General features: G+C 63.9%; 30 protein-coding genes and 1 tRNA gene. 19 read left to right on the forward strand and 12 right to left on the reverse strand.

Annotated elements, in window-relative coordinates; all coding sequences use genetic code 11:
- Positions 1-292: 292 nt before the first annotated feature.
- The 14 genes from AC1Q5S_RS18150 to AC1Q5S_RS18215 all read left to right on the forward strand — a co-directional run bounded on the left by AC1Q5S_RS18150 (position 293) and on the right by AC1Q5S_RS18215 (position 8,713).
- Positions 293-1,456, forward strand: a complete 1,164-nt coding sequence (locus AC1Q5S_RS18150) for a DUF4382 domain-containing protein (protein ID WP_492239166.1) — start codon at positions 293-295, stop codon at positions 1,454-1,456.
- Between the two features lie 537 nt (positions 1,457-1,993).
- Positions 1,994-3,340, forward strand: coding sequence for a tyrosine-type recombinase/integrase (locus tag AC1Q5S_RS18155; RefSeq protein WP_492239167.1), 1,347 nt, complete (start codon positions 1,994-1,996; stop codon positions 3,338-3,340).
- 15 nt (positions 3,341-3,355) lie between these two features.
- Positions 3,356-3,679 carry a type II toxin-antitoxin system RelE/ParE family toxin gene (locus AC1Q5S_RS18160; RefSeq protein ID WP_492239168.1) on the forward strand — a complete coding sequence of 108 codons (324 nt, stop codon included), beginning with the start codon at positions 3,356-3,358 and terminating at the stop codon, positions 3,677-3,679.
- Positions 3,676-3,954, forward strand: coding sequence for a helix-turn-helix domain-containing protein (locus tag AC1Q5S_RS18165; RefSeq protein ID WP_492239169.1), 279 nt, complete (start codon positions 3,676-3,678; stop codon positions 3,952-3,954). Before AC1Q5S_RS18160 ends, AC1Q5S_RS18165 begins: the two co-directional genes overlap by 4 nt.
- Positions 3,955-4,056: 102 nt before the next feature.
- Positions 4,057-4,326: a hypothetical protein gene (locus AC1Q5S_RS18170; protein WP_492239170.1), complete on the forward strand. Its 270-nt coding sequence runs from the start codon at positions 4,057-4,059 to the stop codon at positions 4,324-4,326.
- A 210-nt stretch (positions 4,327-4,536) separates the two neighbouring features.
- Positions 4,537-5,136, forward strand: a complete 600-nt coding sequence (locus tag AC1Q5S_RS18175; protein WP_492239171.1) for a hypothetical protein — start codon at positions 4,537-4,539, stop codon at positions 5,134-5,136.
- 108 nt (positions 5,137-5,244) lie between these two features.
- Positions 5,245-5,499 carry a hypothetical protein gene (locus AC1Q5S_RS18180; RefSeq protein ID WP_492239172.1) on the forward strand — a complete coding sequence of 85 codons (255 nt, stop codon included), beginning with the start codon at positions 5,245-5,247 and terminating at the stop codon, positions 5,497-5,499.
- A gap of 82 nt (positions 5,500-5,581) precedes the next feature.
- The gene (locus AC1Q5S_RS18185; RefSeq protein WP_492239173.1) at positions 5,582-6,067 is read left to right on the forward strand and encodes a hypothetical protein; all 486 of its coding nucleotides are present in this window, start codon (positions 5,582-5,584) and stop codon (positions 6,065-6,067) included.
- Entirely contained in the window at positions 6,064-6,363 is a 300-nt protein-coding gene (locus AC1Q5S_RS18190) for a hypothetical protein (protein WP_492239174.1), read from the forward strand. Before AC1Q5S_RS18185 ends, AC1Q5S_RS18190 begins: the two co-directional genes overlap by 4 nt.
- Positions 6,356-7,156, forward strand: coding sequence for a hypothetical protein (locus AC1Q5S_RS18195; protein WP_492239175.1), 801 nt, complete (start codon positions 6,356-6,358; stop codon positions 7,154-7,156). Before AC1Q5S_RS18190 ends, AC1Q5S_RS18195 begins: the two co-directional genes overlap by 8 nt.
- A gap of 11 nt (positions 7,157-7,167) precedes the next feature.
- A complete protein-coding gene (locus AC1Q5S_RS18200) occupies positions 7,168-7,611 on the forward strand; it encodes a hypothetical protein (protein ID WP_492239176.1) in 444 nt (147 codons plus the stop codon).
- 24 nt (positions 7,612-7,635) lie between these two features.
- A complete protein-coding gene (locus AC1Q5S_RS18205) occupies positions 7,636-8,058 on the forward strand; it encodes a DUF5681 domain-containing protein (RefSeq protein WP_492239177.1) in 423 nt (140 codons plus the stop codon).
- A complete protein-coding gene (locus AC1Q5S_RS18210; protein ID WP_492239178.1) occupies positions 8,045-8,290 on the forward strand; it encodes a hypothetical protein in 246 nt (81 codons plus the stop codon). Before AC1Q5S_RS18205 ends, AC1Q5S_RS18210 begins: the two co-directional genes overlap by 14 nt.
- 42 nt (positions 8,291-8,332) lie before the next feature.
- Positions 8,333-8,713 carry a hypothetical protein gene (locus AC1Q5S_RS18215; RefSeq protein WP_492239179.1) on the forward strand — a complete coding sequence of 127 codons (381 nt, stop codon included), beginning with the start codon at positions 8,333-8,335 and terminating at the stop codon, positions 8,711-8,713.
- A 155-nt stretch (positions 8,714-8,868) separates the two neighbouring features.
- On the opposite strand, the gene AC1Q5S_RS18220 is transcribed toward AC1Q5S_RS18215, so the two are convergent.
- From AC1Q5S_RS18220 to AC1Q5S_RS18245, 6 genes are all read right to left on the reverse strand, one after another.
- A tRNA-Thr gene (locus AC1Q5S_RS18220) sits at positions 8,869-8,944 on the reverse strand.
- A 12-nt stretch (positions 8,945-8,956) separates the two neighbouring features.
- Entirely contained in the window at positions 8,957-9,964 is a 1,008-nt protein-coding gene (locus AC1Q5S_RS18225; RefSeq protein WP_026437633.1) for a class 1 fructose-bisphosphatase, read from the reverse strand.
- 10 nt (positions 9,965-9,974) lie between these two features.
- Entirely contained in the window at positions 9,975-12,710 is a 2,736-nt protein-coding gene (gene pepN, locus AC1Q5S_RS18230; RefSeq protein WP_492239180.1) for an aminopeptidase N, read from the reverse strand.
- 8 nt (positions 12,711-12,718) lie between these two features.
- Positions 12,719-13,823, reverse strand: a protein-coding gene (gene prfB, locus AC1Q5S_RS18235) for a peptide chain release factor 2 (RefSeq protein ID WP_303835927.1) whose coding sequence is annotated in 2 segments (ribosomal slippage) — positions 12,719-13,741 and positions 13,743-13,823 — 1,104 coding nt in all. Because the reading frame shifts where the segments join, the coding sequence is not laid out codon by codon here.
- Positions 13,824-13,992: 169 nt separating this feature from the next.
- On the reverse strand, positions 13,993-14,916 hold the full coding sequence (locus tag AC1Q5S_RS18240) for an alpha/beta fold hydrolase (protein WP_492239181.1): 924 nt from the start codon (positions 14,914-14,916) through the stop codon (positions 13,993-13,995).
- Positions 14,917-14,994: 78 nt separating this feature from the next.
- A complete protein-coding gene (locus tag AC1Q5S_RS18245; RefSeq protein WP_492239182.1) occupies positions 14,995-15,984 on the reverse strand; it encodes an NAD(P)H-dependent flavin oxidoreductase in 990 nt (329 codons plus the stop codon).
- A 205-nt stretch (positions 15,985-16,189) separates the two neighbouring features.
- Between AC1Q5S_RS18245 and AC1Q5S_RS18250 the strand changes: the two genes are divergently transcribed.
- Positions 16,190-17,014: an IclR family transcriptional regulator gene (locus tag AC1Q5S_RS18250; protein ID WP_303835933.1), complete on the forward strand. Its 825-nt coding sequence runs from the start codon at positions 16,190-16,192 to the stop codon at positions 17,012-17,014.
- A 48-nt stretch (positions 17,015-17,062) separates the two neighbouring features.
- Here the strand turns inward: AC1Q5S_RS18250 and AC1Q5S_RS18255 are convergent, their stop codons facing one another.
- From AC1Q5S_RS18255 to AC1Q5S_RS18265, 3 genes are read right to left on the reverse strand one after another with little or no spacing between them, the layout of a single operon-like run.
- Positions 17,063-17,680 (reverse strand): 2-hydroxychromene-2-carboxylate isomerase, encoded by a 618-nt coding sequence (locus tag AC1Q5S_RS18255; protein WP_492239183.1) that lies wholly within the window; start codon positions 17,678-17,680, stop codon positions 17,063-17,065.
- A gap of 52 nt (positions 17,681-17,732) precedes the next feature.
- The gene (locus AC1Q5S_RS18260; RefSeq protein WP_303835937.1) at positions 17,733-18,461 is read right to left on the reverse strand and encodes an SDR family oxidoreductase; all 729 of its coding nucleotides are present in this window, start codon (positions 18,459-18,461) and stop codon (positions 17,733-17,735) included.
- 36 nt (positions 18,462-18,497) lie between these two features.
- Positions 18,498-20,036, reverse strand: coding sequence for a class I adenylate-forming enzyme family protein (locus AC1Q5S_RS18265; protein ID WP_422204338.1), 1,539 nt, complete (start codon positions 20,034-20,036; stop codon positions 18,498-18,500).
- Between the two features lie 187 nt (positions 20,037-20,223).
- Here AC1Q5S_RS18265 and AC1Q5S_RS18270 point away from each other — a divergent pair, with 187 nt between their 5' ends.
- The 3 genes from AC1Q5S_RS18270 (at position 20,224) to plsY (ending at position 22,553) form a co-directional block, all read left to right on the forward strand.
- On the forward strand, positions 20,224-21,285 hold the full coding sequence (locus AC1Q5S_RS18270; RefSeq protein ID WP_303835941.1) for an aldo/keto reductase: 1,062 nt from the start codon (positions 20,224-20,226) through the stop codon (positions 21,283-21,285).
- Positions 21,286-21,347: 62 nt separating this feature from the next.
- Positions 21,348-21,851: a Cys-tRNA(Pro) deacylase gene (ybaK, locus tag AC1Q5S_RS18275; protein ID WP_303835943.1), complete on the forward strand. Its 504-nt coding sequence runs from the start codon at positions 21,348-21,350 to the stop codon at positions 21,849-21,851.
- 48 nt (positions 21,852-21,899) lie between these two features.
- Positions 21,900-22,553 (forward strand): glycerol-3-phosphate 1-O-acyltransferase PlsY, encoded by a 654-nt coding sequence (gene plsY / locus AC1Q5S_RS18280; RefSeq protein WP_303835945.1) that lies wholly within the window; start codon positions 21,900-21,902, stop codon positions 22,551-22,553.
- Positions 22,554-22,594: 41 nt separating this feature from the next.
- On the opposite strand, the gene AC1Q5S_RS18285 is transcribed toward plsY, so the two are convergent.
- From AC1Q5S_RS18285 to AC1Q5S_RS18295, 3 genes are all read right to left on the reverse strand, one after another.
- A complete protein-coding gene (locus tag AC1Q5S_RS18285; protein WP_422204335.1) occupies positions 22,595-23,620 on the reverse strand; it encodes an HD-GYP domain-containing protein in 1,026 nt (341 codons plus the stop codon).
- A 10-nt stretch (positions 23,621-23,630) separates the two neighbouring features.
- Positions 23,631-24,281 (reverse strand): retropepsin-like aspartic protease family protein, encoded by a 651-nt coding sequence (locus AC1Q5S_RS18290; protein WP_422204333.1) that lies wholly within the window; start codon positions 24,279-24,281, stop codon positions 23,631-23,633.
- A 73-nt stretch (positions 24,282-24,354) separates the two neighbouring features.
- Positions 24,355-24,840 (reverse strand): YajQ family cyclic di-GMP-binding protein, encoded by a 486-nt coding sequence (locus tag AC1Q5S_RS18295; protein WP_024814772.1) that lies wholly within the window; start codon positions 24,838-24,840, stop codon positions 24,355-24,357.
- Between the two features lie 73 nt (positions 24,841-24,913).
- Between AC1Q5S_RS18295 and murB the strand changes: the two genes are divergently transcribed.
- Positions 24,914-25,987: a UDP-N-acetylmuramate dehydrogenase gene (gene murB / locus AC1Q5S_RS18300; RefSeq protein WP_303835951.1), complete on the forward strand. Its 1,074-nt coding sequence runs from the start codon at positions 24,914-24,916 to the stop codon at positions 25,985-25,987.
- The last annotated feature ends 160 nt before the right edge of the window (positions 25,988-26,147 follow it).

A 26,147-nucleotide genomic window follows, 5' to 3' on the forward strand; every position in this document is an offset into this window, starting at 1 on the left:
GAGTCCAGCCGCGAATAGCCATCATGGGCAGCAGCAGCAACCACTGCGCCAACCGCCCCGATGGAAGGAAGGCGGCAAATCCTTCAGACCATCACGACGCAGAAGCTTGTTCTCCTTGGGCGGACCATGTAGGCAATTCAGTCGCACCATTCGTTCGCATGTTGTCACGTTTGTTGCACCGCTAAAGGCTTTGTCCTACAGGTTCGGGGTTTTGGGGCATTTACTCTCTTGATGTGAAAAATTCACATCCACGTGCGCTGTTCTGGTAGCGCGCCAACCCGAGAGGTCCAACATGAAATTGCTCCAAAATCTGAAATTCGCTGCGGGTGCCGTCCTGCTTACTGGCTTGGCTGCCTGCGGGGGCGGGGGCGGTGACAACACCGCCGGCAGCGGCACGCTGCGTCTGGCGTTGACCGATGCGCCTAGCTGTGGCTATGACACCGTTAACGTGACGGTCTCGAAAATTCGTGTCCACCAGAGCAGCAGCGCCGATGACGCGGATGCCGGCTGGTCCGAGATCGTGTTGAACCCCGCCCGTCGGGTGGACCTTCTCAGTCTCACCAATGGAGTGCTGATGGAGCTGGGGCAGATTCCCCTGCCTGCGGGCAAGTACACCCAGATGCGCCTGGTGCTGGCTGACAACAGCACCACCCAACCGCTGGCCAATTCGGTGATGCCCACCGGGGAGAGTGAGGTGGCGCTCAAGACCCCCAGCGGCCAGCAGTCGGGTGTCAAGACCAACATCAATATCGATATCGCCGAGAACAAGATGGCCGATTTCGTGCTGGACTTCGATGCCTGCAAGTCGGTGGTTCGGGCCGGCGGTTCGGGCCAGTACCTGCTCAAGCCGGTGGTGACGGTCATTCCGCGCTATGTGTCGGGTGTGCAGGGGTATGTCGATCCGGCATTGGGTGCTGGCGCTACGCGGGTGTCGCTGCAACTCAACGGCACCATCGTGAAGGCGACCGTGCCTGACAGCACCGGCAAGTTCCTGCTGCAACCGGTGGCCCCGGGCAACTACACCCTGGTCATGGCGGCTTCCGGCCGTACCTCCGCCGTGGTGACGGGTGTGCCTGTGGTGGCGGAAACCGTGACTCCGGTGGCCAGTGCTGCATTGCCCATCGCCCTGGCTGCATCGGCCAGCGCCAGCGCAACCGGTACTGCACCGGCGGATACCCTGGTGCGCGCCCTGCAGTCGCTGGCGGGTAACACCGTGGAAATCGACGGGCAGTATGTGGACAGCGTCACAGGTGCCTATGCTTTCTCGCTGCCGGTCAATGCACCGCTCGTTGCCGCTTATGCTGCGGCGCCCGCGCCGTTGGTATTTGCTGCCAACACGCAGGCGGCCGCCCGGTATACCCTGCGCGCCAGCCGACTTGGCTTCGCCGACAAGGACGCCGTGCTGCCCGTACTCGCCGCCGGAAGCAGCACTACCACCAACTTCACCTTCCCGTGAAGGGGCAGGGCGCCCGGGGCATAAGGCATTTCACGCCGAAATGAAACCTGGCGCCTGCCAGTCAAGCGTTATTGGCTATTGGACTGGTAGTAAACATTGGGGCCGCCGTGTGCGGCCCCTTTTCGTGGAGGGGGGCTGCGCGGTAACCTGCGCTGGCAAGATTTCGACAGTTCCGAACGGGAGACGCGGGATGAGGCCACTGGCAGGTGAATGTTGTCGGGGGGGGCTTTCTCGATGTCCGGAGACTTTCCGTAAAAAATCGTCTTGCATCGAACGCAAAAATAAAAACCCCGCTACCTTTTCGATAGCGGGGTTTTTACTGACTTGGTGCCGGAGAGATGAATCGAACACCCGACCTTCTCATTACGAATGAGGGGAATGGTGTATTTCCCCCCGTTGATTGGTGCTGATAAAATCTATATAAATCAACAATTTACAGGCTTTTGACTGGATAGGTACACAGCTTAATCGTTGATTGAAATTCGGCAATTTCTAGCAAATTTGCCTACAGATTGCCTACAGATTCCGAGGGGCGCCATGAGCAAGCAACAAAACCGCGTGAGGCTGACCGCTGGCCGGGTTGACGCCTTCACCTGCCCGGCTGGTAAATCCCAGGCTTTCCTATGGGACACCGAAGCCCCCGCCCTTGCGCTGCGCGTGACGCCCACGGGCCGCAAAACCTACGTGTTTGAATCGCGCCTGAACGGGGCCACTATCCGAATCACTATCGGTGATGTGAAGTCTTGGCCGCTCGATGCCCCCGCAGGCGGTAGAGACGCAAAAACCGCCCGGAGAGAGGCGACTAGGCTTGCGCAGTTGGTGGACGGTGGAATTGACCCCCGAGAACTTGAGCGCCAGCAACTGGCAGACAAGGCCGCAGCAAAGGCCGCAGCGACTGCCAAAGCCCTGACCGTGGGCGATGTGTGGCCGCTGTATCTGGAGAACGGCAAGCCAAAGCGTAAGGACGCATGGAAGCCCCGCTACCGTGCCGACATTGAAGCGATGGCCGCGCCCGGTGGCGAAAAGAAAAAGCGAGGGCAGGGGCTGACAAGGCCGGGGCCGCTGTATCCGCTGCTGGTACTGCCGCTGGCCGCTGTGAACGAGGACACGCTGAAAAGCTGGTACGACCGCGAAGCTGTGGCAGGTAAGCACCAAGCCGCCCGCGCCCTGATGATGTTCCGGGGCTTTCTGCGCTGGTGCGCCGCCCGCCCGGAGTACCGAAACCTGACAGACCGCGATGCAGGCAAGGCCGCTGCCATCGTGGAGAACCTGCCCAGCAATACCCGCCGCACCGACGCCCTGGAAGCCGCCCAGGTGCCCGGCTGGTGGGCTGGCGTGGAGCAACTGAGCAACCGCACCGCAAGCGCCTACCTGCGCGCCTTGCTGCTGACCGGTGCACGCCGTGAAGAACTGGCAGCCATGACATGGGCGAACGTGGATTTTCAGTGGCGCAAGCTGACCATTGCCGACAAGGTGGACAGTACCCGCACCATCCCCCTGACGCCCTACATGGCGCAGCTGCTGGCAACGCTGCCCAGGGTGGGGCCGTTCGTGTTTGCCAGCACTGGCAAGGCCGGGCGAATCACTGACGCCCGCGCAAGCCATGCCCAGGTACTGCGACACGCTGGCATTGACCACCTGACATTTCACGGTCTGCGCCGTTCGTTTTCGCTGCTGGGAGAGGCTGCCGGGGCACCTGCCGGGGCCATCGCCCAAGTGATGGGGCACAAGCCGAGCGCAACCGCTGAGGGCTACAGGCCGCGCAGTATTGACGCCCTGCGCCCGTTTCTGGAGCAGATAGAGGCGCACATTCTGGCCCTGGCAGGGGTGCAGTTCGACGCAAAGGCCGAGCCGGGCAGGCTGCGCGTAGTTGCAGAAAAATAGCAAAAAAGCGATAATATGAATCAATGGACTGTCACGCTACACCCGCAGGCCGAGCCTGAGCTAACCGCGCTGCCATCCGACATGCAAGCCCGGTTTGTGCACATCGCCGAACTACTGGAGGAATTTGGGCCGCAGCGCGTTGGCTTGCCGCATATCCGTCCACTGGAAAGCAAGCTGTGGGAAATGAGGATGCAAGGCCGCGACGGTATTGCCCGCGCTGTGTATGCCGCAATCCAAGGCCGCCGCCTGCTGGTGCTGCATGTGTTTGTGAAAAAGACCCAGACCACGCCCCGAAAGGCCATAGAAACCGCCCTGAAACGACTGGAGGCGCACCAATGAAGAATCTCAAGACCCTGAAAACCGAGCTGCTGGCCAGTGCTGCTACTCGCGCCGCCTATGACGCCCAGGCGGATGAATTTGCCGTGGCGCGTGAACTCATTGCAGCACGCACTAAGGCCGGATTGACGCAAGCTGACGTAGCCGAGCGCATGGGCACCACGCAAAGCACCGTAGCCCGCCTGGAGGGTGGCAAGGCCGCCCCTTCCCTGCGCAGTTTGCAGCGCTATGCCCAGGCCGTGGGTTGCCGCGCCGTGGTGCATCTGGAGCACGCATGAATCCGCGAAGCCCCGGCGCGGACTGACCGGGGCAAAGGCGGGGCCGCAAGGTGCAGCAACACCAGAGCAGCCCCTAACCATCATCAAAACGGAGCTTTGAAAATGGCTACTGAGACTGTAAATCAATCACCTGCAAGGGCAGCTACCTACAACTATGTAATTGACGGGTTTGAGGAGCGCCGCGACCAATTGCACGCTTTGGCTCTATCGCTGCTTCAGCAGGTGGCGCCCGAAGACCCCAAAAATCCCGAAGAAGAATGCAACCTTGCCGCATGGAGACTGGCTCAAATCATGTACGACATGCTTTCCTGCGATTCACTGGAGAAAGTCTCGCGCAAGATGCTTTTTGAAGGCATGAACCAACCCGCGTAAATCGTAGCTAGTTTCGCCCCAGCTAGGCAGGGCCGCAATCCTGCCGAAAAGTCGGACACCTTCACCGACCTGCTGGAGCACCTTATGAGGGCTGCACTTTGAAGGGGCGTGTGGATGGAAGACAGCGATAAGAACACGGCACGGAAAAGGGTTTCCGCTGCGCCAAGACCCATATCCCCGGTGCGCGACCGCCCTATGGTTCTCCCACCCATGACGACACCGCCGCCGCCCAAATGGGAAAAATGGGGGCACATGCGCGATGTGGAGCTGTGGGAAGCGGTAGCTCTGAGCGTCAATATGGAACCTGATGACCTCCCTGCTTACTTGGGCGCTTACGACAGGTATGGGGAAGACCCATTCAAAATTTGCCCGACCTTGTTTCGCGCACGGTTGCAAGTGGCGAATAGCAATGCCGGTGTTGTGCTGCCCATTAAGCCGGTCCACCCACTCAAAGCCCGTTGCATAGTTGACCTGCCTTCATTTGGCGCATGGGCCGCCAGTGTGTGGGAAGACATGCCAGCAGAGTTGCCAAAGGCCGCACCAGAGCCCCAAGCAGCACCAGAGAGCGCATGGGATGCGCAAGCAAAGCCAATGCAGAGAAGCGCCGCACAGGATGCCGCGATTCTGGCCGCCATTCATAAAGCGGGGCACGACCCGCTGGCGCTGCCGGTGAATGAGCCTGGCAAACCGGGCGTGAAGGCAGCAGTGCGCGACAGCCTGGCAGGCAATGCGCTGTTCGTGGGGATGACCGTCTTTGAAAAGGCATGGGAGCGCCTACGCAAGCAACGCGACATAGCCGATAAAGGATGACCCTACCCATTCGGGTATCCCCAAAACTGGGGGGTGCCGGGACACTTGCGGGGGAGGATAGTCGCCCGAAAACCATCGCTGCATCCCAACTCTACGGAATGCGAAGCGATGCAAACCACATCTACCCAACACAGCGCAGACACCCGCAGCGCTGCCACTGAGCCCCAACAGTTCCCCCCGCTGGAACTGGTGAACCGCCCCACGGTGCCGACCGAACAGGCCGCGCACTACCTGAACCGCCGCCCGCAGACCCTGCGCACATGGGCGATGAATTCCGGGACTGGCCCCGTTCCCTGCATCCGCATCAATGGCCGCCTTGCGTGGCCAGTATCGGAACTGCGCCGCGTGCTGGGGGTGGCTTGATGGCCGCCGCTATCAATCGCCTGCTGCTGGCGCTGTGGTGCGCCGCCCCGTCCCGCTGGTTTCAACGTGGGAGGGCCGCAAAATGAAAACGCCCGAGACTACAAAAGCAGTATCGAGCGCTACCCGGCAAGGTGCGCAGATTCTACCGTTCAGCTTCCCGACCCGCACCAATACCGCTTGCGCTGAAATTCTGGCGCGCCTGCTGTCTGGTGAAGTTTTGACCGGCATGGATGGAGTTTTCGAGGCTAGCACTACGCGCCTTGCCGCGCATGTGCACTACCTTGCCGAAAGCTACAGTGTGCCGACCGAAGCCAAAGACCGCGCCGTGGGCTGCAACGATGGCCGCGTGGTGACTGTTAAAGCCTACAGCCTGCCGCACAGCGTTATCCAACTTGCCCGCGCTGCTGGTGCTACCCCGTGGATTGCCAGTGTTCGCGCCGACCGTGCTGCACTTCGCGCCAAGGCCGCCCAGGCCCAGCAAGAAGCCGCGCGCATGAACGCCGCACGCAAGCGGCACGCACCGCCACCCGGGCAAAGCGACCTGTTCGTGAACGGAGGTGCAGCATGAGTGCACCAATGCACCCGACCGTGCAACAACTGGCCGACAGCGCTGGCGTATCGCGCCGCCTAATGTTTCAGGCTGTCGCCGTTCACCGCTACGGCTGCGCCGAACTGGTCAAGGCCGGTCACGATGGCCTGCTGGCAATGAAGCATTGCGAGACATTGGCAAAGGCACTGCCACACGACGAACAGCGGGTGTTCCTGGCCGAACTGCCGACCATGACACCGCGCCAGCGTCACGACCTGCTGGCACTCATCAAAGGCGACCTGATGCACCGCACCCGCAAGGCACGCCATGAGTAAGAACAAGCCGTTCAAAGACCCACGGGGTCACAGCCTGCGCATTTACAGCGACGTGTTCGACAGCGCTGCATTCGCCGCCCTGAGCCCTCATGACGTGCTGGCCTATCTGGCGCTGCTGCGCGAGTTGAAGGGCTACAACAACGGCGACTTGTCCTTGCCCCTGACCCGTGCCAAGAAGTGCGGCATTGGGCATCACATGACCCTGGCGCGCAGCCTTCGGGCTTTGTGCGCTGTGGGCCTGATTGCCGTCACGCGCAAGGGCGGCTGTACCAAAGGCGGGCAGCGCCTGCCGAACCTGTACCGCCTGACCGACCGCGAGTGCTACGCCATCCCAGCGAAGCACCTGGAGGCCATGAAGGAAACCCACGAATGGAAGCGCGTCACCAGTGCGCAGCATGGACTAGACCTGATTGCAGCCGCTGAATCTGCCATCAAAGCGAGTCCCGAGAAATTGAAAAGCCTAGGACACGGCGTGACAGATACCACGTCACCGCGTGACCTAGTCGGGGTCAAAACTAGGACACCGCGTGACACCTGGATTGAAGGACTAGGTCACGGCGTGACTATGGCTGAAAAGGCCGCAAACCTAGCAACCATGCGGGTTCCGGCTGAGTTTTCACCCGATGCTCAAAAAGCAAGCCATAGGACACCGCGTGTATCACCTTTATACCTTGCCACCCCTACAGGGCAAACAGCCTGCATTCATGGGCATGGCAGCTACCGGCGACTGACAGCAAAGCCCGTTCACCTTTTCACCGGCCTGCTGAATCGCCAGCACGGCACCACCCATTGAAAGACGCCACCATGACCGCCAAACTGACACACCACCACCTGAGCGCCGAAGCTGTCAACGACGACCAAGGCCCGGCCATCATGCTGACCCAGCAAGAGGACGGCTACAACGAGCCGAACACCGTGCTGGTGCATCCGTTCCAGCTTCGCGCCGTCTGCGAACAGTTCGGAATCATCGCCAGCGACACCCAAGCAGCAAAGACCATCGCCACATTGCAGCGCCGCATGAAGGGGCTTCATGAGCGTATCGAGGCCCTTGCCGATTGGATGGCGCGGCACAGCGACCACCAGCACGCCGACCTGAGCTATGAAACGACCCAGCTACGGGCGCTGCAAGACTTGGCGGGCGAGTGGTGCGAGGACTTCGACAGCGAACAGTCCGCGCCTGCCTTGGAATCGGATTCCATCGCCGCAGAGTGCACCAGTGCACCCGCTGCCCAGGCTTCATTGCTTTGATTGAGCAGAAAAGGAACACCGCCGATGGCAACAAGAAAGCCGCCCGCCGCTGCATGGAAGCCGGGCCAGTCTGGAAACCCGAAAGGCCGCCCGCCTGGAGTGGGTGAAGTGGCAAAGCTGCGCGCCGCCATTGCGGGTAGCGTTCCCGCCATATTGGAGAGCCTGACCACTGCCGCCCTGGCCGGTGATGTGCAAGCCGCCCGCCTGCTGCTGGAGCGCGCATTACCGCCCATCAAGCCGGTGGAGGCCACGCAAGCCCTGAGCCTGCCCGATGGCACCCTAACCGAACAAGGCCGCGCCGTGCTGGCATCCGTGGCCGCTGGTGAGCTTGCACCCGGACAAGGTGCCCAGCTACTCACCGCCATTGGCACACTGGGCAAGGTGGCAGAGATTGACGAACTGGCCGCACGCATTACCGCACTGGAGGCAACCCATGCAAAGCCTTGAAAAGAGAATTGCGGCATTGGAGCGCACTGTGCAGCGACCCGATGAAATCATCCTCATCCGCAGGTTCGTAAGTCCGGGCGACCTTCACCCGGCGATTGTTGGACTACGCGCCAACGATGGCGAACGCTGGGAGCTCCAGCCGGGAGAGTCTGAGCAGGGCTTGATAGACCGGGCAACGAGCGAGGCGAAGCGCAATCCGTGGGGAGTCGTAACCCTGACGGCGGAACACTGACCCGCCGTGCCGCTAGACTCCAACAACCAACAAGGAGGGAGCATGAAGAAACTGATTTTGTGCGCTTTGGTCTGTGCCGCGTTGACAGGGTGCGGCGGTAAATTGCTGCTTCTGTCTGAGGGCAAGGCATATCAGGGCACATTCGATGCGGTTTCCAAGCGCATTGAAATTGACGTTGACGGCAAGCTGTACGCAGGAAACTACATCACTAATCAAAGCTATGCCAGCGGTGGTGGATTCATAGGTACACGCTGGGTTGGCACCACTTCAAGCATCAGCGGCAGTCAAGGCCGCGCCCTGCTGATAGGCAAGGACAATGCAACCATGCGCTGCGAGTTTTCTTATCAGGGCATGGATGCCCAAGGCACTTGCCAAGATAGCTCAGGCCGCACGTACGACATGACAACGACATCCGCGCATTAAGCCGTCCCACTGAGAATAGCGAGCCCGCCGCGTGCGGGCATTTTTACGTCTGGATGCTAGCCTAGATTTGGGCAAAGTGCCTACAGATTGCCTACAACCACACCAAAGAAAAAAGGTTCACTGCTATTTTGATAGCAATGAACCCTTATCTTTATTGGTGCCGGAGAGATGAATCGAACACCCGACCTTCTCATTACGAATGAGCTGCTCTACCGACTGAGCTACACCGGCGTAAGCCTGCGATTATAGCGTGGAATGGTAGCTTGTCACCCGTTCGACCTCATTTTTTGAGCCCAGAATCACACTGACGCGTTCGTGCAACTGGGTGGGCTGGATGTCGAGGATGCGTTGTTTGCCGTTGGTTGCGGCGCCGCCGGCCTGCTCGATGAGCCAGCCCATGGGGTTGGCCTCGTACATCAGGCGCAGCTTGCCGGGCTTGTTGGGTTCGCGCTTGTCCCAGGGGTACATGAAGATGCCGCCGCGGGTCATGATGCGGTGCACGTCGGCCACCATGCTGGCGATCCAGCGCATGTTGAAGTCCTTGCCGCGCGGGCCTTCCTTGCCCTGCAGGCATTCGTCGATGTAGCGCTTGACCGGTTCGTCCCAGTGGCGCATGTTGCTCATGTTGATGGCGAATTCCTTGGTGTCCTCGGGAATGCGCACATTCTCTTGCGTCAGCACGAACGAGCCCTGCTCGCGGTCGAGCGTGAACATGGCCACGCCGTCGCCCACGGTGAGCACCAGCGTGGTTTGGGGGCCATAGACGCAGTAGCCGGCGGCCACCTGCTGGCTGCCCTTTTGCAGGAAATCGCCTTCGTCCACGCCGCGGTCATCCTCGGGCATCTTGAGCACGCTGAAGATGGTGCCGATGCTCACGTTGACGTCAATGTTGCTGGAGCCGTCGAGGGGGTCGAACAACAGCAGGTATTCGCCCTTGGGGTAGCGGTTGGGCACCACGTAGATGCCGTCCATCTCCTCGCTGGCCATGCCGGCGAGGTGGCCGCCCCATTCGTTGGCCTCGATCAGCACCTCGTTGGCGATGATGTCGAGCTTTTTCTGCACTTCGCCCTGCACGTTCTCACTGCCGGCACTGCCGAGCACGCCCCCGAGGGCGCCCTTGTTGACGGCGTGGCTGATGCTCTTGCAGGCGCGTGCCACCACTTCGAGCAGCAGGCGCAACTGGCCGGGAATGAGGCCGTCCACGCGCTGTTGTTCGACGAGGTAGCGGGTCAGGCTGACTTTGTTTGCCATGGATATCTCCTTAATCGGCCAGTGCGCGGGTGACGACCTCGCGCACGTCGTTGCTCAGGTCGGGGCGTGCGGCCACACGGGCGATGGCCTCGCGGGCGCCACTGCGCCAGGGTTCGGCCAGTTTCTTCCAGCGGTCCAGGGCGCGGGCCAGGCGGGCGGCTACCTGCGGGTTGAGGGCGTCGAGTTCGATCACGCGATCGCTCCAGAACACGTAGCCAGCCGCATCGGCACGGTGGAATGCCCCCGGGTTGGCACTGCAGTAGCTGAAGATCACGCTGCGCGCGCGGTTGGGGTTCTTGAGGCTGAAGTCCGGGTGTTGCAGGAGCTGGCGCACGATGGGCAGCACGTTGCCACCGCGGTCGGGCGCGCCCGCCTGCAGGGCAAACCACTTGTCGATGACCAGCGGCTCGTCCTTGAACAGCGTGTGAAAGCGTGCCAGGGCGGGGGTGGCCAGCTCGCTGCCGCTGGCCACCAGTGCGGTCAGGGCGTGGAAGCGGTCGGTCATGCTGGCCGCCACCTTGAAGCGCTGATACGCCTTGCCGGGCCAGACCACATCGCCCGTGCTTTGGGCCGCGATGCACAGCATGTGCAGCGCCAGGCCGCTGAGCGCGCGGCGGCCGGACGAAACCGGGTCGGGGCGGTAGCCGCCGGTGTCCTGGTGCTGCTCCCAGGCCCAGGCCCAGTCGGCCTGCAGCGACAGGGCCAGTTGCTCGCGCATGGCTTCGCGCACGGCGTGGATGCGCTGGGGATTGACCACGTCGAGCTGCTCGGCGATGTAGGTTTCGGACGGCAGTGTCAGGACCAGTTCCTTGAAGGCCGCGTCCAGTGCCGGATTGCGCAGCACGGAGCGCATGGCCTCGACAAACTCTGGCGAGAGAATATGGTGGTCAAAACGGCCATTGGCGCTTGTCTGCTGTGCGCTATCAGCTATTGCATTGATCGCGGTGCGCAGTGCCAGGCGCTGGCCTGCCTCCCAGCGGTTGAAGGCGTCGGTGTCATGGGCCAGCAGCGTGAGCAACTGGGCATCGGTGTATTCGATGTCCAGTACCACGGGGGCACTGAAGCCGCGCAGCAGCGAAGGCACGGGCTCGGCGTCCAGGTGGCTGAAGGTCAGTGTCTGCGATGCCTCGGTGAGCACCACCACGCGCGAGGTGGGCGCGGAAGTTTCCGGCGCACCGTCAATCCCCAGTTGCAGGGGCAGGGCGGCACCCGTGGCAGCGTCGATCAGGCCCAGCTCCACCGGGATGACGAAAGGCTGCTTCTCGCTCTGGCCGGGCGTGGGTGCGCAGCTTTGCGACAGCGTGAGCGCATAGCTGCGCGTGGCGGCGTCGTAGCGGCCCGTGGCGCGCACGCGGGGCGTGCCAGCCTGGCTGTACCAGCGCTTGAACTGCGGCAGGTGCTGCGCCAGCGGGCTGAGTGGGTTGGCATCGGCGATGGCCTGCACGAAGTCGTCACAGGTCACGGCCTGGCCATCGTGGCGCTCGAAGTACAGCTTCATGCCTTTGGCAAAACCTTCGCGGCCCACCAGGTTGTGCTGCATGCGCACCACCTCGGCACCCTTTTCGTAGATGGTGACGGTGTAGAAGTTGTTGATCTCGACGTAGCTGTCGGGCCGCACGGGATGGGCCATGGGGCCAGCGTCTTCGGGGAATTGCGCCGTGCGCAGCACGCGCACGTCCTCGATGCGCTTGACGGCACGGGCGGAGGGGCTGCCCGCCATGTCCTGGCTGAATTCCTGGTCGCGGAAGACCGTGAGGCCTTCCTTGAGCGAGAGCTGGAACCAGTCGCGGCAGGTGACGCGGTTGCCCGTCCAGTTGTGGAAATACTCGTGGCCCACCACGCTTTCGATGTTCGAAAAATCGGTGTCGGTGGCGGTGGCTTCGCTGGCCAGAACATACTTGGTGTTGAAGATGTTCAGGCCCTTGTTCTCCATGGCGCCCATGTTGAAGTCGCTGGTGGCGACGATCATGAAGCGCTCCAGATCCAGCGGCAGGCCGAAGCGGGCCTCGTCCCAGGCCACGCTGTGCATCAGCGCGTTCATGGCGTGCTCGGTCTTGCCCAGGTCGCCGGGGCGCACGTACACCTGCAGCAGGTGGGAGGTGCCAGAGCGGCTCTTGATCTTCTGCTCGCGCGCCACCAGCTTGCCCGCCACCAGGGCGAACAGGTAGCAGGGCTTCTTGTGCGGATCGACCCACTTGGCGAAGTGGCGACCATCCTCCAGAGCGCCGCTGTCCACCAGGTTGCCGTTGGAGAGCAGCACCGGGTACTGGGCCTTGTCGGCGCGCAGCGTGACGGTGTAGCTGGCCATCACGTCCGGCCGGTCGAGGAAGTAGGTGATGCGGCGAAAGCCCTCGGCCTCGCACTGCGTGAAGAAGGTGCCCTGGCTCACATACAGGCCCATGAGCTGCGTGTTCTTGGCCGGGGCGCAGGTGGTGAAGATTTCCAGGTCGAAGGGCTCGGTGCCTTCGGGCAGGTTCTCCAGCACCAGCTGGTTGCCGTCCATCTTGAACGAGGTGCCGCCGCCGTTGACCATGACGCGGGCCAGGTTCAGTTCTTCGCCGTCCAGGCGCAGCGGCTGCGCCGCCACGTCGGGGTTGCGGCGCAGGCGCATCTTGTTGAGCACGCGGGTCTTGGCGGGGTCCAGGTCGAACGTCAGGTCGACGGTGTCGATCCACCAGGCCGGGGCCTGGTAGTCGGCGCGGTGGATGGCGGGCGCCTGGCCCTGGCCGTCACGCAGTTGCAACATGGTTTTCCTTAAACGCCCTGCTTGAGGGAGGCTTCGATGAATGCGTCGAGATCGCCGTCCAGCACCTTCTGGGTGGCCGAGATTTCGACGCCGGTGCGCAGGTCCTTGATGCGGCTGTTGTCCAGCACGTAGCTGCGGATCTGGTGACCCCAGCCCACGTCGGTCTTGGTGTCCTCGAGCTTTTGCTGCTCTTCCTGGCGCTTGCGCATCTCGTGGTCATACAGCCGGCTGCGCAGGCGCTGCCAGGCGATGTCGCGGTTGCCGTGCTGGCTGCGGCCGTCCTGGCACTGCACCACGATGCCCGTGGGGATGTGGGTCAGGCGCACGGCCGAGTCGGTCTTGTTGATGTGCTGGCCGCCCGCGCCCGATGCGCGGTAGGTATCGGTGCGCACGTCGGCCGGGTTGATGTCGATCTGGATCGAGTCATCGATCTCGGGGTAGACGAACAGGCTGGCAAAGCTGGTGTGACGGCCGCCCGAGCTGTCGAACGGGCTCTTGCGTACCAGCCGGTGCACGCCGGTCTCGGTGCGCAGCAGGCCATAGGCGTACTCACCCTCGATCTTGATCGTGGCGCTCTTGATGCCCGCCACGTCGCCAGCGGTTTCTTCTTCGACCGTGGTCTTGAAACCCTTGCGCTCGGCGTACTTGAGGTACTGGCGCAGCAGCATGCTGGCCCAGTCGCAGGCCTCGGTGCCGCCGGCGCCAGCCTGGATGTCGACGAAGCAGTTGAGCGGGTCGGCCTCGTGGCTGAACATGCGGCGGAATTCGAGCTGCTCGATCTCGGGCTGGAGCTTGGCGGTCTCGGCTTCGATGGTGAGCAGGCCGGCCTCGTCGCCTTCTTCCTTGCTCATTTCGTACAGCTCGGCGTTGTCGGCCAGCTCACGCGTGAGCTTGTCGAGCGTGAGCACCACGCCGTCGAGCGACTTTTTCTCTTTGCCCAGCTCCTGGGCCTTCTTGGGATCGTTCCAGACCGCGGGGTCTTCCAGCGATGCGTTTACCGTGCGCAGGCGTTCAAATTTGGCATCGAAGTCAAAGATACCTCCGTAACTCTTGCGTGCGCACGGCCAAGTCGGAGAGGGTGTTGCCGATGAGGTTGATACGTTCTGCGTCCATGGTCTTGTCCTGGGTGTCTTGTGGAATAACCCGCGATTTTCTCATGGGACGCGATCTCTGGCGCCCAATGCCCCTCGGTCGGCCCGGTGCCCCCACGGAATGCCACCCCGGAAATTTCAGAATGGACAGCTGCTTGCGGTGGATGCATCAGCGCTTGCACGCATTTTCTTTATGAATCACCCACGAATTGCTCGATCAGCGCCGCCACGGCCTGGGGCTGGTCGTGGTGCAGCATGTGGCCGGCGTCGGGCACCACGGCAATGCGGCAGTCGCGCACATGGGTCAGGCGCTGGTGGTATTCGTCCAGGCTGTATCGGCCCTTCCACCACTGGCCCAGGCTGTCGCCTGCCGCTTCCACGGCCAGCGTGGGCGCGCTGATGGCTTCGTACAGCGCCAGCACCTCGTCCAGGCGAAATAGTTGCGCGTTGATGATTTTGTGCGCGGCGTCGCCCAGAATTTCCCACTGGCCCAGGGCGTTGGGGCGGGCCCAGTGCCGCGCCAGCCAGTCGGCCTTGTCCTGCGACAGGCGCGGGTTGGTCTTCATGAGGCGCTGCGCCACGCCGGCCGCGCTGTCGTAGGTGTTCAGAGCCATCTCGCCGCGCTGCAGGGCCTTGAGTTCGTCCATCCACTGCGCATAGCGCCCGGGCGCCTTGGCGGGTTTGTTCGCGGGCATGCCGAAGCCTTCGAGGTTGACCAGGCGGCGGATGCGCGCGGGCCGGGCTCCGGCATAGAACATGACGACGTTGCCGCCCATGCTGTGGCCCACCAGATCCACCGGGGTGCCGGGCGCGTAGTGGTCGAGCAACTGGTCGAGGTCGGCCAGGTAGTCGGGGAAGAAGTAGTGGTCGGTGGGCACGGGTGGTGCCGTGAGGCCAAAGCCCCGCCAGTCGGGCGCGATGATGCGGCGGCTGCGCAGGAAGTCTTCGCCGAAGGCATCGACGACGAACTGGTAGGACGCGGCCACGTCCATCCAGCCATGCACCAGCACCAGCGGCGGCAGGGCCGAGGTCTCAGGCCCCCACAGGCGCACGTGGTAGTTCAGCTGGCGGATGGCAACGAATTCGCTGCGCGAGGTCTGGCGGGTGACATACATGGCAACGATGTTACCCAGCGGCCGCGGAGCCCATGTCAATCGCGGGACAGCGGGCCCTGCTGCCTGGCGATGAAGCCATCAATGCGCAGGGGCTGCTGCGAACATGCCGGCCAGGCGCTGGCTGACGATGTGTTTCGCCTCGCCCATGATCCGGTCCATCAGCTCCCGCACCGTGGGAATGTCGTGGATCAGGCCCGCAACCATGCCGCAGGACCACGCGCCGGCGTCCAGCTCGCCGTTCTGCATCACCTTGGGATAGACGCCGCCCACCTCGGACACGATGTCGGCAAACGTGATGGCTGCGCCCAGCTGGCGCTCCTTTTCCAGCAGCCGCTCGACCCCTTTGTTGACCAGGACCCGCTCCGTGTTGCGCAGCGGCCGCATCACCAGGCGGGTGTCCAGCTCCGTCGCGGCCAGAATGGCCTGCTTGACGTTCTCATGAACCGTGGCCTCCTGGGTGGCGATGAAGCGTGTGCCCATGTTGATGCCGTCTGCGCCAAGGGCCAACGCGGCCACCAGAGACCGCGCGTCTGCCATGCCTCCCGACGCGATGAAGGGCACCTTGAGCGCTTCGGCCGCGCGGGGCAGCAAAATGAAATTGGGCACATCGTCCTCGCCCGGATGGCCGCCGCACTCGAAACCGTCCACACTGACGGCATCGCAGCCAATGTTCTGTGCCTTCAATGCGTGTCGCACGGCGGTGCACTTGTGGATGACCTTGATGCCCGCTTCCTTCAGCAGGGGCATCCACTGCTGCGGGTTGTTCCCGGCCGTTTCGACGATTTTCACTCCGCCATCGATGATGGCGCGGATGTAGCCGGCATAGTCGGGCGGCGTGCGCACGGGCAGGAAGGTCAGGTTGACGCCGAACGGCTTGTCCGTCATCGACCGGCACCGCGCGATCTCGGCCGCGAGCGCGGCGGGCGTGGGCTGGGTCAGCGCCGTGATGATGCCCAGTCCGCCGGCATTGGACACGGCGGACGACAATTCGGCGAGGCCGACGAAATGCATGCCCCCCTGGATGATGGGGCGTTCAATACCCAAAAGCTCGGTGATACGGGTGCGCATGCGGGTCTCCTGGAGGAATGCGGTGGGAAGAGGGCCGGGTGGCGTGGCTGATCCGGAAACTCCGATTGTGGTGCCGATTGGCGCGAGGGAATGCCTTGACGGGCATTCATAAACTGCAATGCAGAACATCGAGCGATAAAAACTCCTTTCAACTTCATGTTCGTTCTGCCTGGTGGCATGATCTGAGCCAACAAGGGGACACATCGTGACATTGGTGGAAAAACCAGCAGGGGGATCGCCCCGCCGATCGGGCCCGCCCAAGGAAGACCGCCACTTCGTGACGGCGCTTGCGCGGGGCCTGGAGGTCTTGCACGCGTTCAAGTCGGGGGAGGAGCGGCTCGGAAACCATGAGCTTGCCGAGCGTTGCCGCCTGCCCAAATCCACCATCACGCGGTTGACCTACACGCTGACCAAGCTGGGCTACCTGCACCACATCGCCGAGTCGGGACGGTACCGGCTGGGCCTCATGGCGCTGACGTTGGGGGGCACGACCTTGTCGCGCCTGGACGTCAAGGAGGTGAGCAACCCCTTTTTGCAGCAGCTTGCCAACGAGACGGACACCATGGTGGCGCTGGCCACCCGCGACGACCTGTCCATGTTCTACATCGAAAACTGCCGCAGCGAGACGGCCATCCTCACGCTGATGCTGGGCATTGGCTCGCACATTCCGCTGGGCACCACGGCCGCCGGACGTGGCTACCTGGCCGGTGCGCCGGCGGGGGTGCGCCAGACGCTGGAGGCACGGCTCCAGGCCATCGACCCGGTGGGCTGGCCGAGGGTTGAAAAGGACATTCGCCAGGCGATGGCCGACCTCGCCGAGTTCGGCTGCGTGCGCTCCTTTGGCGATTGGCGGTGTGAAATCAATGGCATCGCGGTGCCCGTGCGCCTGGGCTCGGGCCTGCCCCTGATGGTGGTGAATGCCGCCGCCGCGGCCTCCTCGATTTCGGCCGAAACATTCATGGGTGAAGTCCGGCCACGACTGATCGCCACGGTGCGCGGCATCGAGGCCCAGTTCCACGCCAAAAGCTGACACCGGCATGGGACTTGGCTTGTGGTTGCAGGGGGAATCGGGCGGTGCTCAGCGGCCCGTGGTCTGCAGGATGGCTTCTTCCATGTCGTGCAGCCGGTCCTTGCCGAAGTACATCTCCGGGCCCATGAAGAACGTGGGGCTGCCAAAGGCGCCGCGCGCATGGGCCTGCTGGGTGTTCGCCAGCAGGCGTTCCTTGACGTCGGGCTCCTGGCTGGTGGCCAGAATGGCCTGGGAGTCCAGCCCGGCGGCGTCGAGTTCGGCCGCAATGACCTGCGGGTCCGCCATGTTGCATCCGCGTTCCCACATGCTGGCGTACACCGTGTCCACATAGCGGTCGAAGCAATGGAGCTTCTGCGCGGCCACGGCACCGCGCATGATGTGCAGCGTGTTGACGGGGAAGTGGGGATTGCGCTGGAAGGCCGCCAGGCCGTGCTTGTGGATGAAGCGCTGCATTTCCATGCGCTCGTAGGCGAGCTTGTGGGGGATGTGCGCGTAGGCCTCGACTGGCGAGCGGTTGTTGGCGAGCTTGAACAGTCCGCCAAGCAGGATGGGGATGTACTCGAACCGTGCGCCGGTCTTTGTGGCCATCTGCGGGATGACCTTGTGGCACAGGTAGGCGTTGGGGCTGCCGAAGTCGAACAGGAACTCGACGGTGGTGGGGGTCATGGTGTCTCCTTCCAATGATCAAAATTGCCGGGGCCGCTCCCTGCCGGGTCCGTCACCACGGCTCCATCCAGGGGCGAATCTCGGTTTCATGCGTCCAGGCGTCGCGCGGCTGCATGTGGATCTGCCAGTAGAGGTCGGCGATGTGGTCCGGGTTGACGATGCCCCCCTGGTCCTTGGTGGCGTAGCGCTCGGGGAAGTTGGAGCGGATGAACTCCGTGTCGATGGCGCCATCCACGACCGGATGGGCCACATGGATGCCCTGGGGCCACAGCTCGCGCGCCATGCTCTGCGCCAACGCCCGGAGCGCGTGCTTGGCGCCGGCGAAGGCCGCGAACCCGTCGCGGCCGCGCAGGCTGGCCGTGGCGCCGGTGAAGATGATGGTTCCCCGGCCCCGCGGCAGCATGACCTTGGCCGCTTCGCGCCCCATCAGGAAACCGCCGAAGCACGCCATCTCCCAGACCTTGAAGTAAACACGGGCCGTGGTCTCGGTGATGCCGAAGCGCACGTTGGCGCCGATGTTGAAGATGGCGGCCTCGATCGGGGCGATCTCGGCCTCGATTTTCTGCACCAGCGCCACCATGTCTTCTTCCTTGCGGGCGTCGCTGCCGAAGCCGTAGGCCTCGCCGCCCTCGCTGCGGATCTGCTCCAGCAGCGGAGCGAGCTTGTCTTCGCTGCGGCGCGTCACGCAGGCGACGTAGCCTTCGCGGGCAAATCGCCGTGCGATGGCACCGCCGGTGGCGTCGCCGGCGCCGATGATCAGAACAGCCTTTTTGCCTTCCATGGGATCTCCTGGGGTTTCGAATGGGGGGATGCGGTTTCAGGCGTGCGATGCACGTCCTTGCGCCGCCATCTGCTTGAGCACGTTCTTGAGCAGCTTGCCGGTGGGCGCTGCAGGCAATTGCGCCATGACGTGGATCTCTGCGGGCTGCTTGTAGGGTGACAGCTGCCCGCGCAGGTGGTGCCGCAGGGCCTGTTCGTCGATGGGGTGGTGGGCTGGTACCTCGACGTAGGCGATGATCTCCTCGTTGTGGCCCACCGTGCGCCCGACGACGGCAGACTGCACCACGCCGGGAAATGCGTTGATGGCCTGCTCGACCTCCAGCGGATAGACGTTGAAGCCGGAGCGGATGATCAGTTCCTTGGTGCGCCCGGCGATGTGCAGCGCACCGTCATCGCCCTGGCGTGCCATGTCGCCGGTGTTGAACCAGCCCTCGGCGTTGATCGCCTGGCGCGTGAGTTCGTCCTGGCGGTAGTAGCCTTGCATCACATTGGGCCCCCGCACCCACAGTTCGCCGACTTCGCCCGGCGGTACGCTGACGCCCTGAGCATCCACGATGCGTGCCTCCATCCCGGGAATCGGCAAGCCCACTGCACAGTCGGTGCGCGGTGCCTCGGGCCGCACCTGGGCGATGGTCGGACCGGTTTCGGTCAGGCCGTAGCCGTTGAGCAGCGGCAATTGAAGCTGCGTCTCCACTGCCGCTTTCAGCGCGGGAGTGAGGGGCGATCCGGCAACGCTGATCACGCGCAGCTTGGGCGCCTGCAGGAGGTGCCCCGGGTCACGCAACCAGTCGAGCAGGCGGGCATACATCGCGGGCACCCCGGTGAAGGACGTAATGCCCTGGCGGAGCGCGGCGGCAAGGTGTTCCGGCGAGAAACGGGGTTCGAGCACCACCGAGGCGCCGGCAGCCAGGCTGCCCAGCAACTGGGTGGACAGGCCCACGACATGCGCCATGGGCAGGACGCCATAGATCACGTCGCCCGGCCCGACGCGCCGCAGGTTCGTGCCTGCCACGAAGGCAAGATTGGCGTGCGTGAGCATCACTCCCTTGGGGGCACCCGAGGTGCCGGAGGTATAGATCAAGGCGGCCACCTGCTCGGTCGCGGCGGCATGGCAGGGTTCCGGGGCGGCGGCCTGGTTCAGCGGCCCCAGATGCAGTGGACCCAGGCCAGGCCATTGGCAGGCTTGTGCGCCGTGGCGCTGGGCGTGCTGCAGCGCGTCGGGGGATACCTGGGTGGTGTAGATGACGCGCCGGGGCATGGCGTGCGCGATGATGCCGTCGATCTCGCGCGGGCTCAGGCGGCCATTGACGATGCACACCCAGGCGTCCAGGCGGCTGAGCGCAAAGGCGATCACGCCCGCCGCGGCGCAGTTTTCGCCGACGATCAGCACCCGGTCGCCGGCCAGCACGCCCCAGTCACCCAGCTGCGCGGCAGCATCCATGCTGGCCTGCTGCAATTGGGCGAAGGTGTAGGCGTGGTGCGCATCGGCCAGCGCGGGCCGGTGGGGCTGGTGCGCCACCCATGGGTCCAGCAAGGCATGGAACCGGGCAGGCCTGGCAGGGGTGGAGGTGCGCATGAAAACCTGGATGCTGGTGAACGATGCAGGCCAGTCTATTGCGATATGCAGTCTTGCGCGTCCACAAAACACGGCCTGAGCGCAAACGAAAACTGCAGTGCAGTTCAAGCGCGCTGCGCCGTGGCCTACCGGACGCAGGGGGCACGGTCCCCGTAAACTCCTGCCTTGCTTATTTACGGGAGCCTGCATGAAAACCATCCAGCTCGGTCAGACCGACCTGCATGTCACCCCCATCTGCCTGGGCACCATGACCTTCGGCGAGCAGGTGGGCGAGAGCGATGCCCACGCCATTCTCGACCGCTCGCTGGCGCGCGGGGTCAATTTCATCGATACCGCCGAGATGTATGCCGTGCCGGCCCGGGCGCCCACGTTTGGCGCCACCGAAACCATCATCGGCCGCTGGTTTGCCAAGAACCCCGGGGCGCGCCAGAAGCTGGTGCTGGCCAGCAAGGTGGCCGGCCCCTCGCGCGGCATGCCCTGGATTCGCGCGGGCAAAGGCATGACGGCCGCCGACATCGTGGCTTCGTGCGAGGGCAGCCTGCGCCGCCTGCAGACCGATGTGATCGACCTTTACCAGATCCACTGGCCCGAGCGCCATGTGCCGGCCTTTGGCACCAGGTACTACGATCCGGCCAAGGAAACCGCGCAGACGCCCATCCACGAGCAGCTGCAGGCACTGGCTGGCCTGGTCAAGGCCGGCAAGGTGCGCCATGTGGGCCTGTCGAACGAAACGCCCTATGGCGTGCACGAGTTCGTGCGCCTGGCCGAGGCGCATGGCCTGCCGCGCGTGGCGACGGTGCAGAACCCGTATTGCCTGATCAACCGCAGCTACGACAACGCGCTCGACGAAACCTGCCACCGCCTGAATGTGTCGCTGCTGGCCTATTCGCCGCTGGGCTTTGGCCTGCTGACGGGCAAATACGACGCCAGCGGCATCGAAGGACCCAACGCACCCCAGGGCGCCCGCATTGCCAGCTATGAGTCGGTGCGCAGGCAGCGCTGGGGCCGCCCCGAGGCGCTGGCCGCCGCGCGCCGCTACAACCAGCTCGCGCGCGAACATGGCCTCACGCCCACGCAGCTGGCGCTGGCCTTTTGCTACGGCAACTGGCGCGTGGCCAGCACCATCATCGGCGTGACCTCGCTGGCGCAGCTCGACGAAGACCTGGCCGCCTGGGGCACGGCGCTCTCGCCCGAGCTGCTGGCGGCCATCGACCAGATCCGCTGGCAGGTGGGTGATCCTGCCATTTGAGATGAAATAGGCTTTTAACGCTTTCTGAGTGAGCGCCACCAGCTATTATTTTTGAAGTAATCATGGCCAAAAAGGACAGCAAGGGCGTGCATGTGAGCGAGACCCCCGCCACGCAGATGCTCAAGGCGCACCAGGTGGAATTCACCGAGCACCCCTACGACTACGTGGCGCATGGCGGCACCGCCCACAGCGCGGCCAGCCTGGGGCTGCATGAGCACACCGTGGTCAAGACGCTGGTGATGCAGGACCAGGACGCCAGGCCGCTCATCGTGCTCATGCATGGCGATTGCAAGGTGTCCACCAAGAACCTGGCGCGGCAGATCGGCGCCAAGTCGGTCGAGCCCTGCCAACCCGAGGTGGCTAACCGCCACAGCGGCTACCTGGTGGGTGGCACCTCGCCGTTTGGCACGCGCAAGGCCATGCCCGTATTTATCGAGGAAAGCATTCTTGCACTGCCGCGCATTGCCATCAACGGCGGGCGGCGCGGTTTTCTGGTGCAGATCGACCCGCAGGTGTGCGTGCAGCTGCTGAGGGCCACGCCGGTGCATTGCGCGCTGGCAGAATAGGCCGCCCCGGCGCACCGCGCCGTGTTGTCGTCCCCCGAAGGAGCTGATTTGAACGCCGTGTACCCCGTCCTTGCCACTGTGGCTGCCTACCTGTTGGGCTCGCTGTCGTTTGCCGTCATCGTGACGCGCCTCATGGGGCTCAATGACCCGCGCACCTATGGCAGCAAAAACCCTGGTGCCACCAACGTGCTGCGTTCGGGCAGCAAGGCCGCCGCCATCGTCACCCTGCTGCTCGATGCGGTGAAAGGCTGGCTGCCCGTGGTGCTGGTGCGCTGGTTTGGCCAGCCCTATGGCCTGGAGGATGGCACGATGGCGCTGGTGGGGCTGGCGGCTTTCCTGGGGCATCTGTGGCCCGTGTTCTTCCGCTTCGAGGGAGGCAAGGGCGTGGCCACCGCGTTGGGCGTGCTGCTGGGCATCAGCGGCTGGCTGGGGCTGGCCACCGCGCTCACCTGGCTCATCGTGGCGTTCTTCTTTCGGTATTCGTCGCTGGCCTCGCTGGTGGCTGCAGTGTTTGCGCCGGTGTATTACCTGCTGGTCAGCGGCGTGGTCTGGTATGCCGAGACCAGCATTGCGGTCGCCATCGCCGTCATGTCCATGCTGCTGGCCTGGCGCCACAAGGACAACATCCGGCGCCTGCTCGAAGGCAAGGAGTCGCGCCTGGGGCGGTCCAAGGCGGCACCAGAGCCAAAAAAGAAGCCGTAGTAGCGCTCTGCCTGGCGTCCTGCCGGCGCGCCGTGGACGGCTCAGAGTGCGCCGGACGCCGTCACCAGCCCCACCAGGCCCGAGTTGTGCGGGGTGGCCGCATACAGCCCCAGCCGCACCATCGTGCGGTGGTTGAGTGCCATCGTCACGGTAGAGCGGGCCAGTGCCGACTGGATGCGCGGCGTGCCCACTGCAGCGGTCTGGTAGATGCCGGGCCGCGCGTGGTGTGCCCCCGTGCGGTCCAGCAGGCTGGCCACGAGGGGCTGGTTGGCCTTTTCACCTCGGCGCAGCACGATGGCCGTATCACCGTTGTCCAGGCGCACAAAGGTGCCCGGCGGGCACAGGCCGACCGAGCGCACCAGCGCGTAGCCCACTTCGTCGTGCTGGTCGACTTCGTGGCTGACGATGGCGCGCACGGAATCGGTGGCGCTGCGGCCGGCGCGCGATTTGCGCGGGCTGATCATGGCGGCGTAGCGGTCGATGGTGCCCAGGATGCGGGTCAGCCGGTCCTGTGGTTCCTGGTCGGCCAGCGGCAGGTGGCCGGACATGCTGGCGTGGTGCTGTCCCACCACGTCCAGCCAGAGGTCGTCGGTGATGAACAGGCGTTCGAGCAAGGCCTGGCTTTCCTGGGGGTGGTTGCGGATCGCTTCCTGCTGCGCGCCGCTGGGCTTTTCTCGTTGTTCGGCCAGCATGTCCTGCAGCGCCGTCATGGCGATATTCATGGTGAGGGCTGCGCGCACCAGGCTGTCGCGCTCCCGGGCGGGCAATTGCAGTTCCTGCGCCATGATGTGGCACAGGGTGCCGCACACCACCGCGTGCGATGCGCTGTAGCCCACCGTGGAAGTGGAGGCCAGCTGGAACATCAGGTACAGCGCGGCATCGATGTCGTGGGTCACCAGGTCCTGCAGCCAGTGGTCGAGCTGGCGCACCTTGGCCGGAAAATCCTGCACCCGAAGCGGCGCGGAAAGCACGACGGACAGTGCCGACTCCAGGTCGGACCACAGACCCAAAAGGTCTTCGTACTCGCCATCGTGGCGCGGGTTGCCAGGGGGAATTCGGGCAGACATGGGCGAGGGATCAGTGGCGCTTTTCCAGCACCATCTGATCGTTGGTGCGGGTCATCTGGAACTCGGTGAGAAAGCTGTTGCCCAGCAACACGAAGGGCATGGGCTGGGGCGTGACGATGGCCTCGACGCCGTACACCTCGACATCGCCGATGCGCACCGAATCGAGCTTCATGCGCCAGCCCTCGGTGTCGCCGTTGGCGGTGCTCATGCGCACGGGCTGGCCGCTCAGGTACTTGAGTTCCATGCGCTCCGCATCGGTGCGGCCGATGGCCACGGTGGAAGCGCCCGTGTCCACCATGTATTGCATGGTGCTGCCATTGATGGTGCCGCTGTCAATGAAATGCCCCTGGCTGTCGGCCGTCAGCACAACGCGCCTGCCGCTGCTCTTGCGGCCCACGCTCACTGGCGTTTCACCCAGGCGCAGGGTGCGCTGGCTGCCCGCGATCTCCACCAACGCCTCGTCCTTGCCGACGGTGACCACCTTCACGCCCTGATGGGATTCGCCGGCGCCCACACCCCGGGGAGCGCCGTTGTTGACGATGAGCAGGGCCTTGCTGCCCAGAATGCCGCCCAGGGTCGCCGTCTGCGCGCGCGCACACAGGGGTGCGAGCAGCAATGCGGCCAGCATCGCCAGGGCAAGGTGGAAAGGATACTGGTTCATGGTGCGGTGCAGGCGCCAGAGGTGCGTTGCGTGCATTGCATGCGGTGGGGAGCAAAGGGCCGGGCCCAGGGTATCAGTCGCGGAAGTTGTCGAAAGACAGGGGCACGTCGTTGATTTCCTTGCGGATCAGCGCCATGGCCGCCTGCAGGTCGTCGCGCTTGGCGCCGGTCACGCGCACCTTGTCCTCCTGGATGGCGGCCTGCACCTTGAGCTTGCTCTCCTTCATGAGCTTTTGCAGCTTCTTGGCCAGCTCGCTTTCGATGCCATTGCGCACCTTGATGACCTGCTTGACCTTGTCGCCGCCCATCTTCTGCACATCGCCCATGTCGAGAAAGCGCACATCCACGTTGCGCTTGGTGAGCTTGTTGCGCAGCACGTCCTCGATCTGGGTGAGCTGGAACTCGGCATCGCCCACCATGGTGATTTCCTTGTCCTTGATCTCAATGCTGGCAGAGGTGCCCTTGAAATCAAAGCGGGTGGTGATTTCTTTGACGGTGTTTTCCACCGCATTCTTCACTTCAACGAGGTTGGCTTCACAGATGGTGTCAAAAGAGGGCATGGCGGTTCTCGGTCTCTCGGAAAACGGGGGGGGCCGGGCGGGCGCGCAGGCCCCCGGTGCGACAATCGGGCCAATGGTAGTCGAGAAAAACGTCCCTTTGCAGCCCTGCAACACCTTTGGCATCGTGGCGCGTGCCCACACCCTGGTGCGGGTGCGCTCCGTGGAGGATTTGCACGCCGTCCTGGCAGATGCACAACTGGCCCCCTTGCCGAAATGGGTGCTGGGCGGCGGCAGCAACATCGTGCTGACCGGGGACGTCAAGCCCGTGGTGCTCAAGATGGAAATCAAGGGCCTGCGCCTGGTGGGCGAAACCGACCGGGCCTGGATCGTCGAGGCGGGCGCGGGCGAGGTCTGGCACGACACGGTGGCCTGGACGCTGGCCCAGGGATTTGCGGGGCTGGAGAACCTGGCACTGATCCCGGGCACGGTGGGCGCATCGCCGGTGCAGAACATCGGTGCCTATGGCGTGGAGCTGCAGGACCGTTTTGAGTCGCTGGATGCGGTCGATCTGGCCACCGGCCAGTGTTTCACGCTCGATGCCGCCCAGTGCGCCTTCGGCTACCGGGATTCGGTGTTCAAGCACGCGCCCTCGCCGTCGCAGGCCGAAGGTGGCCTGCCGCGCGGCATGGGCCTGGCCGGCCGCGCCGTCATCACCCATGTGCGCTTTCGCCTGCCCAAGCCCTGGAAGCCGGTGCTGGGCTATCTGGACCTGGAGCGCCGGCGCGTCGAAGCCGGCGTCGATCAGCCCACGGCGCAGCAGATATTTGAATGGGTGTGCGACATCCGCCGCGCCAAGCTGCCCGACCCGGCCGTGGTGGGCAATGCCGGCAGTTTCTTCAAGAACCCCACGGTGACGCCCGAGCAGTGCGCCGACATCATCGCGCGCGACCCCAAGATCGTGCACTACCCCATGCCCGACGGCAGCATCAAGCTGGCCGCCGGCTGGCTGATCGACGCCTGCGGCTGGAAGGGCAAGAGCGTGGGCAAGGCCGGTGTGTACGAAAAGCAGGCGCTGGTGCTGGTCAACCGTGGCCAAGGCGCCGACAGCGTGACCGGCGGCGAGGTGATGACGCTGGCCCGCGCCATCCAGACCAGTGTGTACGAGCGTTTTGGCATCCGGCTGGAGCCCGAGCCTGTGGTGTGGTGAACAGATTAACTGTTCATTTGAAAGCTTGTAACGCAATATTCACAAGGTATTGCAGCCGAAATACCATGAAAAACCGCCCGAGAGCCAATGCCAGTCAGTTAAGCCCTGACTGGCATTTTCTTTGTTGGGAACTTGCTGCGAGAGCGCTTGACCTCGCGGG

It is taken from the genome of Acidovorax sp. GW835-FHT14B10 (genome assembly GCF_058793725.1).

What these genes read in the sequence shown, in the direction of transcription:
- AC1Q5S_RS18150 (WP_492239166.1), top strand. Translation starts at nt 293, where the DNA reads ATGAAATTGCTCCAAAATCTGAAATTCGCTGCGGGTGCCGTCCTGCTT.
- AC1Q5S_RS18155 (WP_492239167.1), top strand. Translation starts at nt 1,994, where the DNA reads ATGAGCAAGCAACAAAACCGCGTGAGGCTGACCGCTGGCCGGGTTGAC.
- AC1Q5S_RS18160 (WP_492239168.1), top strand. Translation starts at nt 3,356, where the DNA reads ATGAATCAATGGACTGTCACGCTACACCCGCAGGCCGAGCCTGAGCTA.
- AC1Q5S_RS18165 (WP_492239169.1), top strand. Translation starts at nt 3,676, where the DNA reads ATGAAGAATCTCAAGACCCTGAAAACCGAGCTGCTGGCCAGTGCTGCT.
- AC1Q5S_RS18170 (WP_492239170.1), top strand. Translation starts at nt 4,057, where the DNA reads ATGGCTACTGAGACTGTAAATCAATCACCTGCAAGGGCAGCTACCTAC.
- AC1Q5S_RS18175 (WP_492239171.1), top strand. Translation starts at nt 4,537, where the DNA reads ATGACGACACCGCCGCCGCCCAAATGGGAAAAATGGGGGCACATGCGC.
- AC1Q5S_RS18180 (WP_492239172.1), top strand. Translation starts at nt 5,245, where the DNA reads ATGCAAACCACATCTACCCAACACAGCGCAGACACCCGCAGCGCTGCC.
- AC1Q5S_RS18185 (WP_492239173.1), top strand. Translation starts at nt 5,582, where the DNA reads ATGAAAACGCCCGAGACTACAAAAGCAGTATCGAGCGCTACCCGGCAA.
- AC1Q5S_RS18190 (WP_492239174.1), top strand. Translation starts at nt 6,064, where the DNA reads ATGAGTGCACCAATGCACCCGACCGTGCAACAACTGGCCGACAGCGCT.
- AC1Q5S_RS18195 (WP_492239175.1), top strand. Translation starts at nt 6,356, where the DNA reads ATGAGTAAGAACAAGCCGTTCAAAGACCCACGGGGTCACAGCCTGCGC.
- AC1Q5S_RS18200 (WP_492239176.1), top strand. Translation starts at nt 7,168, where the DNA reads ATGACCGCCAAACTGACACACCACCACCTGAGCGCCGAAGCTGTCAAC.
- AC1Q5S_RS18205 (WP_492239177.1), top strand. Translation starts at nt 7,636, where the DNA reads ATGGCAACAAGAAAGCCGCCCGCCGCTGCATGGAAGCCGGGCCAGTCT.
- AC1Q5S_RS18210 (WP_492239178.1), top strand. Translation starts at nt 8,045, where the DNA reads ATGCAAAGCCTTGAAAAGAGAATTGCGGCATTGGAGCGCACTGTGCAG.
- AC1Q5S_RS18215 (WP_492239179.1), top strand. Translation starts at nt 8,333, where the DNA reads ATGAAGAAACTGATTTTGTGCGCTTTGGTCTGTGCCGCGTTGACAGGG.
- AC1Q5S_RS18225 (WP_026437633.1), bottom strand. Translation starts at nt 9,964, where the DNA reads ATGGCAAACAAAGTCAGCCTGACCCGCTACCTCGTCGAACAACAGCGC.
- pepN (WP_492239180.1), bottom strand. Translation starts at nt 12,710, where the DNA reads ATGTTGCAACTGCGTGACGGCCAGGGCCAGGCGCCCGCCATCCACCGC.
- AC1Q5S_RS18240 (WP_492239181.1), bottom strand. Translation starts at nt 14,916, where the DNA reads ATGTATGTCACCCGCCAGACCTCGCGCAGCGAATTCGTTGCCATCCGC.
- AC1Q5S_RS18245 (WP_492239182.1), bottom strand. Translation starts at nt 15,984, where the DNA reads ATGCGCACCCGTATCACCGAGCTTTTGGGTATTGAACGCCCCATCATC.
- AC1Q5S_RS18255 (WP_492239183.1), bottom strand. Translation starts at nt 17,680, where the DNA reads ATGACCCCCACCACCGTCGAGTTCCTGTTCGACTTCGGCAGCCCCAAC.
- AC1Q5S_RS18260 (WP_303835937.1), bottom strand. Translation starts at nt 18,461, where the DNA reads ATGGAAGGCAAAAAGGCTGTTCTGATCATCGGCGCCGGCGACGCCACC.
- AC1Q5S_RS18265 (WP_422204338.1), bottom strand. Translation starts at nt 20,036, where the DNA reads ATGCGCACCTCCACCCCTGCCAGGCCTGCCCGGTTCCATGCCTTGCTG.
- AC1Q5S_RS18270 (WP_303835941.1), top strand. Translation starts at nt 20,224, where the DNA reads ATGAAAACCATCCAGCTCGGTCAGACCGACCTGCATGTCACCCCCATC.
- ybaK (WP_303835943.1), top strand. Translation starts at nt 21,348, where the DNA reads ATGGCCAAAAAGGACAGCAAGGGCGTGCATGTGAGCGAGACCCCCGCC.
- AC1Q5S_RS18285 (WP_422204335.1), bottom strand. Translation starts at nt 23,620, where the DNA reads ATGTCTGCCCGAATTCCCCCTGGCAACCCGCGCCACGATGGCGAGTAC.
- AC1Q5S_RS18290 (WP_422204333.1), bottom strand. Translation starts at nt 24,281, where the DNA reads ATGAACCAGTATCCTTTCCACCTTGCCCTGGCGATGCTGGCCGCATTG.
- AC1Q5S_RS18295 (WP_024814772.1), bottom strand. Translation starts at nt 24,840, where the DNA reads ATGCCCTCTTTTGACACCATCTGTGAAGCCAACCTCGTTGAAGTGAAG.
- murB (WP_303835951.1), top strand. Translation starts at nt 24,914, where the DNA reads ATGGTAGTCGAGAAAAACGTCCCTTTGCAGCCCTGCAACACCTTTGGC.